The sequence below is a fragment of the Tsukamurella paurometabola genome (assembly GCF_900631615.1).
GTDB lineage: Bacteria > Actinomycetota > Actinomycetes > Mycobacteriales > Mycobacteriaceae > Tsukamurella > Tsukamurella paurometabola_A.
Genome location: NZ_LR131273.1, coordinates 494,344 through 509,810 on the forward strand (window position 1 = coordinate 494,344; position 15,467 = coordinate 509,810).

18 protein-coding genes and 1 tRNA gene are annotated in these 15,467 nt (G+C 71.1%); 10 read left to right on the forward strand and 9 right to left on the reverse strand.

Features of this window, described 5'->3' with window-relative positions; all coding sequences use genetic code 11:
* The first annotated feature begins 7 nt into the window (after positions 1-7).
* Together ELY19_RS02570 and ELY19_RS02575 are read left to right on the forward strand one after the other, a co-directional pair.
* Complete coding sequence (locus ELY19_RS02570; RefSeq protein WP_126194805.1) at positions 8-331, forward strand: hypothetical protein; 324 nt, start codon at positions 8-10, stop codon at positions 329-331.
* A gap of 44 nt (positions 332-375) precedes the next feature.
* Complete coding sequence (locus ELY19_RS02575) at positions 376-1,014, forward strand: TetR/AcrR family transcriptional regulator (RefSeq protein WP_126198659.1); 639 nt, start codon at positions 376-378, stop codon at positions 1,012-1,014.
* On the opposite strand, the gene ELY19_RS02580 is transcribed toward ELY19_RS02575, so the two are convergent.
* Both ELY19_RS02580 and ELY19_RS02585 read right to left on the reverse strand, forming a co-directional pair.
* On the reverse strand, positions 1,015-2,445 hold the full coding sequence (locus ELY19_RS02580; RefSeq protein WP_126194806.1) for a lipase family protein: 1,431 nt from the start codon (positions 2,443-2,445) through the stop codon (positions 1,015-1,017). It lies immediately after the preceding gene.
* Between the two features lie 187 nt (positions 2,446-2,632).
* Positions 2,633-3,019 (reverse strand): DUF1761 domain-containing protein, encoded by a 387-nt coding sequence (locus ELY19_RS02585; RefSeq protein ID WP_126194807.1) that lies wholly within the window; start codon positions 3,017-3,019, stop codon positions 2,633-2,635.
* A 69-nt stretch (positions 3,020-3,088) separates the two neighbouring features.
* Between ELY19_RS02585 and ELY19_RS02590 the strand changes: the two genes are divergently transcribed.
* From ELY19_RS02590 to ELY19_RS02605, 4 genes are all read left to right on the forward strand, one after another.
* Positions 3,089-3,748 (forward strand): TetR/AcrR family transcriptional regulator, encoded by a 660-nt coding sequence (locus ELY19_RS02590; RefSeq protein ID WP_126194808.1) that lies wholly within the window; start codon positions 3,089-3,091, stop codon positions 3,746-3,748.
* A gap of 124 nt (positions 3,749-3,872) precedes the next feature.
* Positions 3,873-7,454, forward strand: coding sequence for a transcription-repair coupling factor (mfd, locus tag ELY19_RS02595; RefSeq protein WP_416222730.1), 3,582 nt, complete (start codon positions 3,873-3,875; stop codon positions 7,452-7,454).
* Positions 7,451-8,413, forward strand: a complete 963-nt coding sequence (locus ELY19_RS02600; protein ID WP_126194810.1) for a nucleoside triphosphate pyrophosphohydrolase — start codon at positions 7,451-7,453, stop codon at positions 8,411-8,413. The genes mfd and ELY19_RS02600 overlap by 4 nt, the downstream gene beginning before the upstream one ends.
* Positions 8,414-8,471: 58 nt before the next feature.
* On the forward strand, positions 8,472-9,185 hold the full coding sequence (locus ELY19_RS02605) for a lytic transglycosylase domain-containing protein (RefSeq protein WP_227967136.1): 714 nt from the start codon (positions 8,472-8,474) through the stop codon (positions 9,183-9,185).
* A gap of 15 nt (positions 9,186-9,200) precedes the next feature.
* On the opposite strand, the gene ELY19_RS02610 is transcribed toward ELY19_RS02605, so the two are convergent.
* From ELY19_RS02610 to ELY19_RS23320, 5 genes are all read right to left on the reverse strand, one after another.
* Positions 9,201-9,503 (reverse strand): MerR family transcriptional regulator, encoded by a 303-nt coding sequence (locus tag ELY19_RS02610; protein ID WP_126194812.1) that lies wholly within the window; start codon positions 9,501-9,503, stop codon positions 9,201-9,203.
* A gap of 155 nt (positions 9,504-9,658) precedes the next feature.
* Positions 9,659-9,997: a hypothetical protein gene (locus ELY19_RS02615; protein WP_126194813.1), complete on the reverse strand. Its 339-nt coding sequence runs from the start codon at positions 9,995-9,997 to the stop codon at positions 9,659-9,661.
* A gap of 57 nt (positions 9,998-10,054) precedes the next feature.
* Positions 10,055-10,882, reverse strand: coding sequence for a DoxX family protein (locus ELY19_RS02620; RefSeq protein ID WP_126194814.1), 828 nt, complete (start codon positions 10,880-10,882; stop codon positions 10,055-10,057).
* A 34-nt stretch (positions 10,883-10,916) separates the two neighbouring features.
* Positions 10,917-11,126 carry a CsbD family protein gene (locus ELY19_RS02625; RefSeq protein ID WP_068524371.1) on the reverse strand — a complete coding sequence of 70 codons (210 nt, stop codon included), beginning with the start codon at positions 11,124-11,126 and terminating at the stop codon, positions 10,917-10,919.
* 46 nt (positions 11,127-11,172) lie between these two features.
* Positions 11,173-11,346 (reverse strand): hypothetical protein, encoded by a 174-nt coding sequence (locus ELY19_RS23320; protein WP_164711491.1) that lies wholly within the window; start codon positions 11,344-11,346, stop codon positions 11,173-11,175.
* Positions 11,347-11,622: 276 nt separating this feature from the next.
* Between ELY19_RS23320 and ELY19_RS02630 the strand changes: the two genes are divergently transcribed.
* A complete protein-coding gene (locus ELY19_RS02630; protein WP_126194815.1) occupies positions 11,623-11,838 on the forward strand; it encodes a hypothetical protein in 216 nt (71 codons plus the stop codon).
* A 50-nt stretch (positions 11,839-11,888) separates the two neighbouring features.
* Here ELY19_RS02630 and ELY19_RS02635 read toward each other — a convergent pair whose 3' ends face one another.
* Positions 11,889-12,260 carry a hypothetical protein gene (locus tag ELY19_RS02635; RefSeq protein ID WP_197715970.1) on the reverse strand — a complete coding sequence of 124 codons (372 nt, stop codon included), beginning with the start codon at positions 12,258-12,260 and terminating at the stop codon, positions 11,889-11,891.
* 117 nt (positions 12,261-12,377) lie between these two features.
* On the opposite strand from ELY19_RS02635, the gene ELY19_RS02640 reads away from it, so the two are divergent.
* Positions 12,378-12,818: a pyrimidine dimer DNA glycosylase/endonuclease V gene (locus tag ELY19_RS02640; protein WP_126194816.1), complete on the forward strand. Its 441-nt coding sequence runs from the start codon at positions 12,378-12,380 to the stop codon at positions 12,816-12,818.
* Between the two features lie 12 nt (positions 12,819-12,830).
* Here ELY19_RS02640 and ELY19_RS02645 read toward each other — a convergent pair.
* Positions 12,831-12,902 (reverse strand) — tRNA-Gln (locus tag ELY19_RS02645).
* A 131-nt stretch (positions 12,903-13,033) separates the two neighbouring features.
* Between ELY19_RS02645 and glmU the strand changes: the two genes are divergently transcribed.
* Both glmU and ELY19_RS02655 read left to right on the forward strand, forming a co-directional pair.
* A complete protein-coding gene (gene glmU / locus ELY19_RS02650) occupies positions 13,034-14,485 on the forward strand; it encodes a bifunctional UDP-N-acetylglucosamine diphosphorylase/glucosamine-1-phosphate N-acetyltransferase GlmU (protein WP_126194817.1) in 1,452 nt (483 codons plus the stop codon).
* Positions 14,482-15,459, forward strand: coding sequence for a ribose-phosphate diphosphokinase (locus ELY19_RS02655; RefSeq protein WP_126194818.1), 978 nt, complete (start codon positions 14,482-14,484; stop codon positions 15,457-15,459). Before glmU ends, ELY19_RS02655 begins: the two co-directional genes overlap by 4 nt.
* Positions 15,460-15,467 lie beyond the last annotated feature (8 nt).

A 15,467-nucleotide genomic window follows, 5' to 3' on the forward strand; every position in this document is an offset into this window, starting at 1 on the left:
GGCACCCATGAGTGACAAGCCGCTTCCGTTCAGCAACGGCCTGCAGTTGAAGTCCATGGGCGCAGTCCTGCTGCTGGTGCTCGGCGTGCTGATCTGGCGGCTGACCGACGCGACCACGACCACGGCGCGCGTGCTGTACGTCGCGGCCATCGTCTTCGAGGTGCTGTTCTTCGTCGGCCTGATCTTCGCGAGCCGGTTCATCAAGAAGCAGCACGACAAGGCGGAGGCGGCGTACCGCGCGCAGATCGCCGCGCAGGCCGATGCCGCGCGCAAGCCGTCGGACGCCCCCGGCGACGACGGTGCCGTGCCCGGCCCGACGGACGCGTCGTGACCTCCTCCGCCAAGGCGAACCGCGCCGCGCCGGCGCGGAAGCGGATGACCGCGGCCGAGCGCCGGAACCAACTGGTCGACACGGCGCGGTCGGTGTTCGCCGATCGCGGCTACGAGGCGGCCACCATCGAGGAGGTCGCGGCGAAGGCCGGCGTCTCGAAGCCCGTCGTCTACGAGCACTTCGGCGGCAAGGAGGGCCTGTACGCGGTGGTCGTGGACCGCGAGATGGAGATGGTCCTCGAGGTGTTCTCCCGCGCGATGCGCGAGGACCGGTCGAAGACGCGCATCGAGCAGATCGCGCTCGCCCTGCTCACCTACGTCGAAGAGCGGGCCGACGGCTTCCGGATCCTGACCCGCAACAGCTCCGTCGAGCACTCGGGCGGGTACTCCACGCTGCTCAACGACCTCGTCGGACAGGTGGAGAACCACCTCGAGGGCGAGTTCGAGCGCAAGAACCTCGATCCGGAGCTCGCCCCGCTGTACGCGCAGGCCCTGGTCGGCATGGTCGCCATGACGGCGCAGTGGTGGCTGGAGGTACGCACTCCGCCCAAGGAGGCCGTCGCCGCGCACATCGTGAACCTCTCCTGGTACGGCCTCATCGGCCTCAAGGAGAACCCCGTCGCCATCGAGCCGAGCCGGCTGGGCGGGCCCGACGGCACCGTCGAACCCGCCCCCGGGGACTGACTACCGGGGTCCCGCCCCGATCGGCGCGCCGACCAGCGAGGCGAGGACGGTACCGATGGCCTGCCCGAAGGTGCCGATCGCCGCGGGCTCGAGGCCGCTACTGAAGACGGTGCGGATGTCGCAGCCCGACGGTGCCGGCCCGGTCGAGTTCATGCGCTGCTTGAGCCAGTCGAACGCGCCGCCCGCGCCGGTCACCACGACGGTCCCGTGGGTGGTCATGAGCTGTTTGACCGGGTTGGGCGGGAAGTCCTCGCGGCGGTAGGTCACGGACGCGCCGCCGGCGCAGTACGAGTTCACCAGTTTGTCTGTTCCGGTGATCGGCGCGACCTCCTCGGTGACGCCGTTGTAGACGTACGCGGGCACCGTCGGGATGCGGCCGCTGATGCCGCGCTCGCGAATGGTCTTGGCGATGATCGGGATGCGCAGCACCTCGTCGACCGGCTTGGTGAGCAGGCGGTTGTAGTCGAACCACAGGTTGGCGACGACGTTCTGCGGCATGCAGTGCCGACGGGTCTCGTTCACGCGCGCCCGCCCCTCGGGCGTGAGCACCCCGTCGAGGGCCACGCGAAACTCCTCGGAGTCCTTGCCGAGCGCGGAGAGCGCCAGCGGAATGAGGCCCGCGAGCAGCGAGGTGTTCACGGCCTTGAGCGACGCGGCGAGGTCCCGCTCGGGCGCGCCGAACGCGGCGCCGCGGATGTTGAGCTCCGGCGCGTAGGTCGGGTGCTCCTCGATGGTCCAGCTGCTGGCGATCGCGCCACCGGAGTAACCCCACAGGGTCACCGGGGTCTTCTCGTTCATCCCGAGGCGGGAGAAGTTCTCCACCGCGCGGATGCCGTCGAGCACGGCCCAGCCCGGCTGGCGCGGCGTGAGGAAGCGGTCGTCACCGCCGCCGTGGTCGGGCATCGCCACCGCCCAGCCCTCCTGCACGCCGAGGCCGGCGAAGAGCAACTCGGCGCCGGGCATGCCGAAGGTGAGCGGCCCCTCCTTGGCGGCGAGGTCGATGGGACCGCCCTTGGTCGTCGCGTACGAGGCCTGGCAGATCCGCAGCGTGGAGTCGGCGGCCGCCTGATAGGAGAGCAGCTTCGTGGGCTTCTTGCCGCGCGGCACCATCACCGTGGTCACGCTGAGGTCGGGCTCGCCGGTCATTCCCGTCGTGCGGTAGGCGAGCTGCCAGGCGTCCACGTTGAGCGGCATCACCTGCAGCGACCGGATCGACGTCGTGCGGGTGCGCACGATCTCGCCGGGCTTGAGCGATGCGAGGTTCGCGGGCCGGTCGTAGAAGGCGTCGGCGGGCGGAGCCGGCTCGACGATGGGCGGCAGCGCCCGGGCGCTCGGAGCGGTCACGACGCCCACGGCGATCACGAGGACGGCCCCGAGCAGCGCGGCGAGCGCCCGCGACCCCATCCGGAACGCTGATGTTTCATTCACCATGAGCAAGGAATTTAAAGTGACCCGCGTCACCTGTCAAGACCTGCGGCGACCGGGCTCACACATGATCGGCGACTGGGGCTCGCGCTCGCGGGACGCCCCTAGCGGGACGGCCGCCTCCCCAGGTCCATGGACGTGGGGAATGCACGACACGCGAGGGCGGTGCATGCCCCGCTAGGGACGGCCGGGGTCAGTGCAGGAACCCCAGCACGACCGCGACGAGTGCCAGCTTGAGCAGCCAGTCGCCGGCGTGGATCGCGGCGGTCTGCCACGGGACGCGCTCCCAGATGATCGAGCCCGTGAGCAGGACCACCGGGAACGCGACCCACAGCACCAGGGCGAGCGCGAGGGAGCTCGGAAGCGCGAGCAGCGCTGACCGCTCGGCGATCCACGCGAAGCCGGCGGCGACCACCGCGGTGCGGACCAACTCCGCCACGACCTTGGCGGGCCCCGGCGTGCCGCGGTCGAGCGCGCGGTCGCCGAGCGCGCGCTGCTCGACCGGCGAGAGGAGCACGTAGTAGACCGAGCTCAGAACGAATGCCGCAAGGGCGGCGACGGCGATACCTGCGACGATCATGACGTCCTCCTTTTAGTACTAATGAGTACTCTACGTCCGAGCCTCAGTACTGTCCAGTACTATTTCGGCATGGACAGCGCATCCGACGTACCGCGCCCGCGTGGCCGGCCCGGCGGCAGCAGCGGCGCCGACCTGCTCGCCATCGCACGCGACCTGTTCCTCGATCGCGGCTTCGCGGGCACGACGATGGACGCCGTCGCGGCCGGTGCCCGGATCTCGAAGCAGACCCTCTACCGGCAGTACCCGTCGAAGGACGGGCTGTACGCCGCGGTCGTCCGGGACTGGGTGGATCGCGGGCGCGACGCGATGCGCCCCCACCTCGACGCGCTGATCGCGACCGACGACGTCGGCCGCGGGCTGCGCTCCCTGGCCCGAACGCTGCAGGCGGGCGTCCTCAGCGCCCCCGTCCTGCGGATGCGCACCCTGGTCGCCGCAGAGGCGCACCGCTTCCCCGAGGTGGCCGACGACTACGTGCGCCGCAGCTGGGACCGCAACCTGGCCCTGCTCGCGGACGCCCTCGCGCACCTCGCCGCGCGGGGTCTCCTGCGCATCGACAGCCCGGCCGTCGCCGCCGAGCAGTTCACCTGGCTCGCCCTCGCCGCGCCGCTCAACCGCCTCACGCTCACCGGGGGCCGGACGGGCGGCACGCAGGAGGAATCCGACGCCGTCGCGGACGCTGCGGTGGCGACGTTCCTGGCGCGCTACGCCGCGCCCGGCTCCGGCGCGTGAACGGCACTCGGGCCCGTCGGCGCGTGTCGGACCGCGCCAATACACTGGTTCGGTGCCTGACGCCGCCCCCTCCTCCGTCCCAGCCCTCTCCGGACTGACCAGGGCGGTCGCCGCAGATCCGGACATCGCCGCCTTCGCCGACGCCGCGGGAAGGCCCGACCTCACGGTGACCGCGGTCGACGGTGCCCGCCCCTTCCTCGTCTCGGCGCTCGCCGACCGCGCACCGGTCCTCGTCGTCACCGCCACCGGCCGCGAGGCGGACGACCTGACCTCCGAGCTGAGGGAGATGCTGGGCAACGGTGCGGTGGCCCAGTTCCCCAGCTGGGAGACGCTGCCCCACGAACGTCTCTCCCCCGGCGCCGACACCGTCGGACGACGGCTCCAGGTCCTTCGCCGGCTCGCCCACCCCGAGGACGCCCAGTACGGCGAGCCGCTCCGGGCCGTGGTGGCGACGGTCCGCTCGCTGGTGCAGCCGATGGCGCCCGGCCTCGGCGACGCCCCGTCGATCACGCTGCGCGAGGGCGTCGAGCACGACTTCGACCAGCTGATCGAGACCCTCGTGGAGCTCGCCTACACGCGGGTCGACATGGTGGGCAAGCGCGGCGAGTTCGCCGTCCGCGGCGGCATTCTCGACGTCTTCCCCACGACCACGGATCTCCCGGTGCGCGTGGAGTTCTGGGGCGACGAGATCACCGACCTGCGCGCCTTCTCGGTGGCCGACCAGCGTTCCCAGCCCGAAGTCGAGGTCGGAACCGTGCACGTGTACCCGTGCCGCGAGCTCCTGCTCACTGCGGAGGTCCGCGAGCGCGCCGCAGCACTGAAGGCCGAGCACGAATCCGACGCCGCCCTCGTGGAGATGCTGGAGAAGCTCTCCCAGGGCATCCCGGTCGAGGGCATGGAGGCGCTGATCCCCGCCCTCATCCCGGGCGAGCTGCAGCTCCTCACCGACGTACTGCCCGCGGGCGCGCACACCCTGCTCCTCGACCCCGAGAAGATCCGCACCCGCGCAGCGGATCTCGGCCGCACCGGTCAGGAGTTCCTCGAGGCGTCGTGGACCGCGGCCGCGCTCGGCTCCGCGGCGCCACTGGACCCGACGGGGATGAACCTGGGTGCCAGCGCCTATCGCTCGCTCGACGAGGTGCACGACTCCGTCTCCGACGCCGGCCGCCCCTGGTGGACCGTCTCCCCGCTGGCGACGGGGCCGGACGAGGGGCCGGACCACCTGACGGTGCGCGCCGAGCACGCGCCCGCGCCCCGCGGCTCCGAGGCCGAGGCGGAGAAGCTGTTCGCGACGCTGCGCGCCCACGCCGCGGCGGGCGGGACCGGCGTGATCGTGGTCGCCGGACAGGGCACCCGCGCCCGTATCCTGGAGCGGCTGCGCGACGCGGAGGTCCCCGCCGCCGAGTTGGACGCGGGCGCCGCGCCGCGGCCCGGCACCGTCGGCGTGCTGCGCGGCAGCCTGCAGACGGGCCTCACCGTGCCCGCGGAGAAGCTCGTGCTGCTCGCCGAGCCCGACCTCACGGGCAACCGGGTCGCGGGCGTCGGCGATGGCCGGAGACTGCCGGCCAAGCGCCGCAACCAGGTCGACCCGCTGGCCCTCACGGCCGGCGACCTCGTGGTGCACGACGAGCACGGCATCGGCAAGTTCGTCGAGATGATCGAGCGCACCGTCGCGGGCGCCCGTCGCGAGTACCTCGTGATCGAGTACGCGCCCGGTAAGCGCGGCCAGCCGGGCGACAAGCTCTTCGTCCCGATGGAGTCGCTGGATCAGCTCTCCCGGTACGTCGGCGGCGAGATGCCGGCGCTGTCGAAGATGGGCGGCAGCGACTGGCAGAACACCAAGCGCAAGGCGCGCAAGGCCGTCCGCGAGATCGCGGGCGAGCTGGTGCAGCTCTACGCGGCCCGCAACGCCGCCCCGGGCCACGCCTTCGCGCCCGACTCCCCGTGGCAGCGCGAGATGGAGGACGCCTTCCCGTTCACGGAGACCGTCGATCAGATGACGGTGATCGGCGATGTGAAGGCCGACATGGAGAAGCCCGTCCCCATGGACCGCGTGGTGATCGGCGACGTGGGCTACGGCAAGACGGAGATCGCCGTGCGCGCCGCCTTCAAGGCCGTACAGGACGGCAAGCAGGTCGCTGTGCTCGTGCCCACCACCCTTCTCGCGCAACAGCATCTGAAGACGTTCGAGGAGCGGATGCAGGGCTTCCCCGTCACGGTCAAGGGGCTGTCCCGATTCACCGACAAGCAGGAGACGCAGGCCGTGCTCGAGGGCCTCGCCGACGGCAGCGTCGATGTGGTGGTCGGCACGCACCGACTCCTGCAGACCGGCGTGCGCTGGAAGGACCTGGGCCTCGTGATCGTCGACGAGGAGCAGCGCTTCGGCGTCGAGCACAAGGAACACATCAAAGCGCTCCGCACCAACGTCGACGTGCTCACCATGAGCGCCACCCCGATCCCGCGCACGCTGGAGATGAGCATGGCCGGCATCCGCGAGATGTCCACCATCCTCACCCCGCCCGAGGAGCGGCACCCGGTGCTGACCTACGTCGGCGCCTACGACGACAAGCAGGTGGCCGCCGCCATCCGCCGCGAGCTGCTGCGCGACGGCCAGGTCTTCTACGTGCACAACCGCGTCAGCTCGATCGACCGGGCGGCCAAGCACATCCGCGACATGGTGCCCGAGGCGCGGGTCGTGGTCGCGCACGGACAGATGGGCGAGGAGGCCCTCGAGAGCACGGTCCAGGGCTTCTGGAACCGCGAGTTCGACGTGCTCGTGTGCACCACGATCGTCGAGACGGGCCTGGACATATCCAACGCGAACACGCTCATCGTGGAGCGGGCCGAGAACCTCGGCCTGAGCCAGCTGCACCAGCTTCGCGGGCGCGTGGGCCGCTCCCGCGAGCGCGGTTATGCGTACTTCCTCTACCCGTCGGAGAAGCCGCTCACCGAGACCGCCTACGACCGGCTGGCGACCATCGCGCAGAACAACGACCTCGGCGCCGGTATGGCGGTGGCGATGAAGGACCTCGAGATCCGCGGTGCCGGCAACGTTCTCGGTGCGGAGCAGTCCGGCCACGTCGCCGGCGTCGGCTTCGACCTGTACGTCCGGCTCGTCGGCGAGGCCGTCGAGGCCTACCGCGCCGCCGCCGACGGCAAGCCGATCACCGTTCCCGAGGAACAGAAGGAGGTGCGCATCGACCTGCCCGTGGACGCGCACATCCCACCCGACTACGTCACCAGCGACCGGCTGCGGCTCGAGGCCTACCGGAAACTCGCGGCGGCGCACGACGACGCGGCGGTCGCCGAAGTGCTCACCGAGCTCACCGACCGCTACGGCCCGCCGCCGGTCGAGGTGGAGCGGCTCGCCGCGATCGCCCGGCTGCGCTCGCTCGCGCGGAACGCGGGGGTCACCGAGATCACCGTCACCGGAACCAATCTCCGGATCGCGCCGATGGAACTGCTGGACTCGCAGCAGATGCGCCTCAAACGCCTGTACCCGGGCGGCTCGTACCGCGCCGCGACCCGCACCGTCACCTTCCCGCTCCCCCGGGTCGGCGGGGGCGGCGTCGGCAGCGAGCGGGTGCGCGACATCGAGGTGCTGCAGGCGGTCGCCGACTTCCTTGCGGCGATGGACGGTAAGGGCGCCGGGTACTGGCGGCTCGACCAGCCGCCCCGCGCCGTCGCGACGGCGGACGCCCCGTGAGCGGCGCGCGCGGCACCGTCGTCCTGCTCGACCCCGAGCTGCCCACCCTGCTGCCCGTCGCGGCCCTCGGCCGGCTCACCGGCACCGTGTACTACACGGAGGAGCTGCCGGTGAAGCTCGCCTGGCACCTGCCCGACGGCCGCCCGGCCCTCGGCGCGGACATGCCCGCCGGCGCGACCCTGCTCACCACTGACGGGGAACACCCGGCCGCCGCCGCGCTGCGGACGGCCGGCGCCGACGTGATCACCGCGCCGCGGCCCGCCGGGCTGGCCGTCCTCGACACCGTCGAGCTGATCGATCGGCTGCGGCGCGCGGGACCGTGGGAGTCCGAGCAGACGCACGCCAGCCTGCTGCGCTACCTCGTGGAGGAGACCTACGAGGTGGCCGACGCGGTCGCAGCGCTCGACTCCCCGGAGGACGGGGCGGCCGCCGCGGACGAGCTGCGCAGCGAGCTCGGTGACCTGCTCCTGCAGGTGGTGTTCCACTCCCGCATCGCGGAGGAGGGGCCGCACCCCTTCGGCATCGACGACGTGGCCCGCACCCTGTCCGCGAAGGTGCGTCGGCGCACGCCGCACCTCGCCGACGGTGCCGAGGTCGACGTGGCGACGCAGGCCGAGAACTGGGAGCGGCAGAAGCGGCTCGAGCGCGGCGACCGCGCCTCCGTCCTCGACTCGATCTCCCTCGGCCAGCCCGCGTTGGCGCTGGTGGCGAAGGTCTTCGAGCGGCTGCGCACCGTCGACTTCCCGGCCGAGCTGGTGCCGGAGGACGTGCGGACCGTCACCGTCGACCCGACGGAACCGGACGCGTCGTACGAACTGGACTACCGGCGGCGGGTCCTGGCCTTCATGGACCGGGTGCGCCGGGCCGAGGCCGCGATGGCCTCCGGCGAGGTAGACTCATGGGTCACCGCCTGGGGGGCCGGTCACGCCGGGAACCCCGAGGCACGACCCGGACGTTGAGATCGCGTCCCCAGTTTTCGGCGAGAGAGTTCACGGCAGGATCATGGTCAGTTCCCGCATGCGCGCAGCGGTGGTCGCCGTAGGTGCGGCGACGGTGCTCGCCGGGTGCGGCGCGATCGATCCGCGCCCCGACATCCCACAGGGCATCCCGCCCGGTGCGGGCGCGCCCGTGCCGTACATCAACGTCAACGGACCGGGCCGCACGTCGGACCTGCTCCGCGATTGGGCGACGCCGATCAGCGTGGCGACCGGCATCCCGGTGATCTCGCTCGAGGCGTACGGCAATGCGGCCGAGGCGCTGCGGCAACGCACGCCCGAGTGCGGCATCGCATGGACCACGCTGGCCGGCATCGCCTTCATCGAGAGCAAGCACGGCACGTACCACGGCGCGACGATCGCACCCGACGGCAAGGTCTCACCGCCGATCCGCGGCGTGCCGCTCGACGGGACCAACGGGAACCAGGAGATCCTCGCGACGGGGACCGACCCGCACCGGCCGAACGCCAAGTACGACGCCGCGATGGGTCCGTTCCAGTTCATCCCGGAGACGTGGCAGCGCTTCGGCGTGGACGCCAACGGCGACGGCAAGGCCGACCCGGACAACATCGACGACGCCGCGATGACCGCGGCGCGCTACCTGTGCGTCTCGGGCAAGGACCTGACGACGGCGAAGGGCTGGGAGAAGGCCGTCATGGTCTACAACCAGTCCCGCAAGTACGTGCTCGACGTGCGCGACGCCGCGGCCGCCTACTCGGTGAACGTGCAGCCGTAGCGGCCCACTCGGCGCCTATTCGGCGCCGGCTCGGCAGGCGTCGAGCTCCGCCCGCAGCGCCGCGCACTCGTCCTCGAGGGCCAGGATGCGGTCGACACCAGGGAGATTGACCCCCGTGGCGACGAGGTCGGTGATGCGGCGAATGCGTGCGATGTCGTCCTCGCTGTAGCGGCGGGTGCCGCCCGCGGTGCGCTGCGGCTGGATCAGGTTCCGCCGCTCGTAGAGTCGGAGCGTCTGAAGGCCGACCTGTGACAGTTCGGACGCCACCGAGATGCTGTACACGCCGAGGTCGGAGCGCACGCGATGGGACTGGGTCATCGCACGCACACCTCCTTCGCACCGTCGCTCCACTGCTGTGCCCGTCGGGAGCGAAAACCTACACCCTCCACTGTAGATCCTGGCGACCGCCGCGGCGTGGACCCCCGCCGCCGTCACCCGCGGATCGTCCCCGCGGATCGGCTCCGCGGGGACGATCAGGCGTGCGGGACCTCGGTGAGCGGCGGGAGGTCGCCGACCGCCGCGTCGTAGGCGTCGATCAGCCACGCCGCCGAGCGGTCCGCCACCTGGACGGCCGCAGTGTCGGCCAGGGCCCCGTCGAAGAACCGGACCCGCCAGGGTGCGCCCGCGTCCTCGTCGGCCAAGCCGGTCTCCGCGTCGGTGTTGGTCGCGAGCAGGTAGCGACCGAGCTCGAAGTCGACGCGCAGTGCGTACTGCCCGCCGAGGTTCTCGACGCGGGCGCTCCGCTGCGTCGAGACCTCCAGCGCGTGCAGCGCGTCGGTGTAGCGCCCGGTGAACTCTGGCCTGCGGGGCACGGCGTCTCGATTCTGCTCGACCTACCGCGGCCGCGATCCGGGCCGGGCGGCCCCACGTTACGCGACCCGGGCCCGTTTCTTCCTGTCCGCCACCGTCGCGGACGCCTCGTCCCGCAGGGCATGCAGACGGTCCCCTGCCTTTTCGGCGAGACCGGCCGCGGTGTCCGCCGCGTCGGCGAGGACCGGTCGCGCGCGGTCCACCGCGTCGTCGACGACCGGCTTCACCTTGTCCGCGGCGTCGGCGATCGCAGGTTTGGCACGCTCGACGGCATCGGCGATCGCGGGCTTCGCCTTCTCGACGGCCCCCGCGACGGCGGGTTTCGCCCTGCCGATCGCGGCGGCGCCGTACTCCTGGGCGGCATGGGCCCTGTCCTGCCAGGTGTCGCCGTCGTCGTGGCCGGGCGTGATCGCCGCGACGGTGTCGGAGACTCGCGCGGAGGCGCGCTCCGCCGCCCGGCGGGCGCGCCACGTGACACCCGGCTTGCCCTCGGTGTCGAAGCCCGCGATCAACAGGCCACCCAGCAGCGACAGGTTCTTCACGAAGTGCAGCTGCTGCTCGCGGCGCGCCTCCGGGTCCGCCTCCGCCCAGAACGGGTGGTCGACGACCGTCGCGGGCACGAGGGTGCCCGCGAGGGCCAGCGAGGCGGCCCGCGGCGCCCGCCCGGTGGCGAGCAGCAGGCCGCCGCCGAGCTGGACACCCGCGTTGATCCGCACCCAGCTCCGGGCGCTCGTCGGGATCGCCGTCGAATCCGGAAGGGCCTCAGTGGCCTTCTCCACCAGCGGGGCGACGGTGTCCGCCTTCCGCCCGGGGTCGCTCGTCAGGCCGGTGTACCCGGTGTAGACGAAGATCGAACCGAGCAGGGGTCGCGCGATCCGTCGAATCATGTCCAGCTCCCATCGTCGTCGGGGTCTCGGGCGGTCAGTTGCCCGAGAGCTTGTCCTTCACCTCGTCGACGCCCTCCTTGACCTTGTCGGCGGCGCCGGCGATCTTGTCCTTGATCGAGGCCTCGGCCTGGTCGCCGCGGCCCTCCTCCTTGAGCTGGGGGTCGTCGAACGCGGTGCCGACGGTCTCCTTGGCCCGGCCCTTGATGTCCTGCGCCTTGTTCTTGGCGTCGTCGGTGAAGCTCATCGTGCTCTCCTTCGCATCGGGTTCGCCTGTGCTGCTCGACGGCCGTTCAGCCGATCGGGACACCCACGAGGTGCATGACGAGAGGCGCCATCATGACGCTCGCAGTCAGCACCAGCAGGGTGACGATCACGACACCACCTCGGGGGTGGAGGACCAGCGGTGTAGCCGCTTCGACGGGGTGGCGCGGGACTCGTGCCTGGGTGGCTCGGGTGTCGTTCATCTCGCGCTCCCATCCGAAAATCTATGTCGTGTCGAACAGATTTCACGCTATGGCGGGTAACTATTCCTGTCAATGGCCGCGCCAGAAAAGTCGGTTCAGCATCAGCAGAACACCCCGCCACCTGCGCATTGCCCGCGATGTGCACCTCGTCACACTTGATTGTGCAGACCGGATCGGCGGCGGCCGCTCCCCGAGTGACGACGGGCGCGAAGAACCCGCAGTGAAGGCGCACCCGGCTGACACCGGATCCCCAGGTTCGGGGCGCACCGTCGAACCATGAACATCCGCCGAAAGTCCCTCGCCGCCGCCGGATTCCTCGCGATCTCGGCCTTCGCGCTCACTCCCGCCGTCGCCGCCGCCGACCCGCCGTCGATGTACGACTCGTGCACCCCCACCCAGGAGGGACAGCGCGTCCTCGCGTCGAACGGCGACACCCTCGAATGCGTGGAGGTGGACACCGGCATCGGTTACGACTGGGAGGAGCCGGACTAGACCCGATCGCCTGCGTCCCCGGGCGCGCGATCCCGCCGAGGCGCGGGCCGCTAGACCTCGAGTCCCGCGGCCCGCGCCTGCTGCTTGATGCGGTTCATCTCGGAGACGTTGCCGAGGAGGGCGATCCAGTTGTAGACGAGCAGGGAGATCACACCCCACCAACCGGCGAGCAGGTTGTGGGTCTGCGCTGCGCGGTAGGCGGCGCGGATCTGCTGGTAGTCGCCCGTGGCGCAGGAGTCCTGCCACTGGGCCAGGATCAGCAGCCCCGTGTGCCTGCGGAACTTCGCCTGGAAGACGGGCCCCTGCGGGTACGGCTGCGGCTGGACATAGGGGTGCTGCGGATAGCCCTGCCCCGCGTAGGGCTGCTGCGGGTAGGACGGGCCGGCAGGCTGCTGCGCCGGGTTCTGCTCGTACGGGTTCATGCCGTCAGTCAGCCACCGCGACCTTGTCCTCGCCTTGCACCCCGGTTGGTGCGCGGGACATTTCGGGCGAACCGGCACGGGCGACGGTTCCCGGACCCGGCCGGATAGCGTGGGGGCATGCGCATCTGGTCGATACACCCCCGCTACCTCGATCGGCAGGCGCTGATCGCCTGCTGGAGGGAGACATTGCTGGCGCAGGCAGTCCTCGCCGGGCGCACGAAGGGCTACACCCAGCACCCCCAGCTGGAGCGGTTCCGCGCGGCGCCCGATCCGCTCGCCGCAGTGGGTGCGTACCTCGCCGCCCTCGCCGACGAAGCCGACGCCCGCGGTTACAACTTCGACCGCACCCGCATCGACCAGCCTGGCGCGGCCGTCGCCCGGATCGACGTGACGGCCGGACAGCTGGACCTGGAATGGGCGCACCTCCGGGCCAAACTGGAAGCCCGGAGCCCGGACGTGGCGGAACGGTGGCGCACCATCGAGCGGCCGGATCCGCACGGGAGCTTTCGGACGGTGCCGGGGCCCGTCGCGTCGTGGGAGCGGGCGAAGCAGCCGTGACGCCAGGTACTGCTCTCCCGCCAGGACTCGAACCTGAAATGTCTGAACCAAAATCAGAAGTGTTGCCGATTACACCACGGGAGATCGGGTCCGGGCGGGAGCCCGGAACCGTCGTCAAGCATTGTGCCACGGACGCTGCACTCGGGCGGTTCTCGTAGGATTCCAGCCGACGCTCGACGCGAACGCACGACACGGACGACACCTCAGGAGCAGCGATGGCGAACGGTACAGCGGTGGTGATCCTCGCCGCGGGCGCGGGAACGCGGATGCGGTCGAAGACCCCGAAGGTGCTGCACGCGATCGCGGGCCGCACGCTGCTGGGACACGCCCTGCACGCCGCCGCGGGCACGGAGCCGGAGCACCTCGTGGTGGTCGTCGGCCACGACCGCGACCGGGTCTCCGCGGCCGCACTCGCCACCGCGGGCGAGCTGGAGCACGAGATCCTCGTCGCGGTGCAGGAGGAGCAGCGCGGCACCGGCGACGCCGTCCAGGCGGGCCTGCGCGCGCTCCCGGCCGACTTCGCCGGCACCGTCGTCGTCACCGCCGCCGACGTGCCACTGCTGGACGCCCCGACGCTGCGCGCGCTGCTGGACACGCACACCGGTGGCGCGGGCGCCGCCGTCACCGTGCTGACCACCGCGGTCGCCGATCCCACCGGCTACGGGCGCGTGCTGCGCACCCAGGACGGGCAGGTCACGCAGATCGTGGAGCAGAAGGACGCGACGCCCGAGCAGCTCGCCATCACGGAGATCAACTCCGGCGTGTACGCGTTCGACCACGCGCAGCTCGTCGCCGCACTCGCCCAGCTGCGGCCCGACAACTCCCAGGGCGAGCTGTACCTCACCGACGTCATCGGCATCGCCCGCGCAGCCGGCCAGCTGGTGCGCGGCGACCACGTCGACGACGAGATGCTGGTCGCAGGCTGCAACGACCGGATCCAGCTCTCCCGGCTCGGTCGGGAACTGAACCGCCGGATCGTCGAGCGGCACCAGCTGAACGGGGTCACCGTCGTCGACCCGGAGAGCACCTACATCGACGTCGACGTCGAGATCGCCCCCGACGTGGTGATCCAGCCGGGCACGCACCTGCGCGGCGCCACCGTCATCGCCGAGGACGCGGTGATCGGCCCCGACACGACCCTGATCGACACCGAGGTGGGCGCCGGCGCGACGGTACTGCGCAGCGAGGTGCACCTGTCGGTGATCCGCGAGAACGCGACCGTCGGGCCGTTCAGCTACCTGCGGCCGAACACCGACCTCGGACCGAAGGGCAAGATCGGCGCCTTCGCCGAGACCAAGAACGCGCAGATCGGCGCGGGCAGCAAGATCCCGCACCTGAGCTACATCGGCGACGCGACCATCGGCGAGGGCAGCAACATCGGCTGCGCGACGGTGACGGTGAATTACGACGGGGTGAACAAACACCGAACGACGATCGGCGACCACGTGCGCATCGGATCGGACACGATGCTCATCGCGCCGGTGGAGGTGGGCGACGGCGCGTACACCGGAGCGGGTACCGTGATCAAGCGCGACGTGCCGCCGGGAGCCCTGGCGGTCTCCGCCGCGGATCAGCGGAACATCGACGAATGGGTCCTGCACCGGCGTCCGGGCACGAGCTCTGCCGAGGCGGCCCAGCAGGCTATCGCGAGGATTGACGAGCAGTGAACAACTGGATCGATAACCAGAAGAACCTGATGCTGTTCTCGGGTCGTGCCCATCCCGAGCTGGCGCAGCAGGTCGCCGACGAGCTCGGTGTGCAGGTCACCCCGCAGACGGCACGCGATTTCGCCAACGGCGAGATCTTCGTGCGCTTCGAGGAGTCCGTGCGCGGCAGCGACGCCTTCGTCCTCCAGAGCGCGCCCTACCCGGTCAATCAGTGGATCATGGAGACGCTGATCATGATCGACGCCCTCAAGCGCGGTTCCGCGAAGCGGATCACGGCCGTCCTGCCCTTCTACCCGTACGCCCGCCAGGACAAGAAGCACCGCGGCCGCGAGCCCATCTCCGCGCGCCTGGTGGCGGACCTGCTCAAGACCGCCGGCGCCGACCGGATCATCACCGTCGACCTGCACACCGACCAGATCCAGGGCTTCTTCGACGGCCCCGTCGACCACATGCATGCACAGCCGATCCTCGCGGGGTACGTCCGCGAGAAGTACGGCACGGACAACATGGTGGTCGTCTCCCCCGACGCCGGCCGCGTCAAGGTCGGCGAGAAGTGGGCCGACGCGCTCGACGGTGCGCCGCTGGCGTTCGTGCACAAGACGCGCGACCCCAACGTCCCGAACCAGGTCAAGAGCAACCGCGTCGTCGGCGACGTCGCGGGCCGCACCTGCGTGCTGATGGACGACATGATCGATACCGGCGGCACCATCGCCGGCGCGGTGGGTGTGCTCAAGGAGGCCGGTGCGAAGGACGTGATCATCGCGACCACGCACGGCGTCTTCTCCGATCCCGCCACCGAGCGCCTCGCGAACTGCGGCGCCCGTGAGGTGATCGCGACCAACACCCTGCCGATCCCTCCGGAGAAGCACTTCGACAACCTCACCGTGCTCTCGCTCGCCCCGCTGCTGGCCCGCACCATCAACGAGGTCTTCGAGAACGGCTCGGTGACGAGCCTGTTCAACGGCAACGCCTGACGTCCGGT

What these genes read in the sequence shown, in the direction of transcription:
- ELY19_RS02570 (WP_126194805.1), top strand. Translation starts at nt 8, where the DNA reads ATGAGTGACAAGCCGCTTCCGTTCAGCAACGGCCTGCAGTTGAAGTCC.
- ELY19_RS02575 (WP_126198659.1), top strand. Translation starts at nt 376, where the DNA reads ATGACCGCGGCCGAGCGCCGGAACCAACTGGTCGACACGGCGCGGTCG.
- ELY19_RS02580 (WP_126194806.1), bottom strand. Translation starts at nt 2,445, where the DNA reads ATGGTGAATGAAACATCAGCGTTCCGGATGGGGTCGCGGGCGCTCGCC.
- ELY19_RS02585 (WP_126194807.1), bottom strand. Translation starts at nt 3,019, where the DNA reads ATGATCGTCGCAGGTATCGCCGTCGCCGCCCTTGCGGCATTCGTTCTG.
- ELY19_RS02590 (WP_126194808.1), top strand. Translation starts at nt 3,089, where the DNA reads ATGGACAGCGCATCCGACGTACCGCGCCCGCGTGGCCGGCCCGGCGGC.
- ELY19_RS02605 (WP_227967136.1), top strand. Translation starts at nt 8,472, where the DNA reads ATGCGCGCAGCGGTGGTCGCCGTAGGTGCGGCGACGGTGCTCGCCGGG.
- ELY19_RS02610 (WP_126194812.1), bottom strand. Translation starts at nt 9,503, where the DNA reads ATGACCCAGTCCCATCGCGTGCGCTCCGACCTCGGCGTGTACAGCATC.
- ELY19_RS02620 (WP_126194814.1), bottom strand. Translation starts at nt 10,882, where the DNA reads ATGATTCGACGGATCGCGCGACCCCTGCTCGGTTCGATCTTCGTCTAC.
- ELY19_RS02625 (WP_068524371.1), bottom strand. Translation starts at nt 11,126, where the DNA reads ATGAGCTTCACCGACGACGCCAAGAACAAGGCGCAGGACATCAAGGGC.
- ELY19_RS23320 (WP_164711491.1), bottom strand. Translation starts at nt 11,346, where the DNA reads ATGAACGACACCCGAGCCACCCAGGCACGAGTCCCGCGCCACCCCGTC.
- ELY19_RS02630 (WP_126194815.1), top strand. Translation starts at nt 11,623, where the DNA reads ATGAACATCCGCCGAAAGTCCCTCGCCGCCGCCGGATTCCTCGCGATC.
- ELY19_RS02635 (WP_197715970.1), bottom strand. Translation starts at nt 12,260, where the DNA reads ATGAACCCGTACGAGCAGAACCCGGCGCAGCAGCCTGCCGGCCCGTCC.
- ELY19_RS02640 (WP_126194816.1), top strand. Translation starts at nt 12,378, where the DNA reads ATGCGCATCTGGTCGATACACCCCCGCTACCTCGATCGGCAGGCGCTG.
- glmU (WP_126194817.1), top strand. Translation starts at nt 13,034, where the DNA reads ATGGCGAACGGTACAGCGGTGGTGATCCTCGCCGCGGGCGCGGGAACG.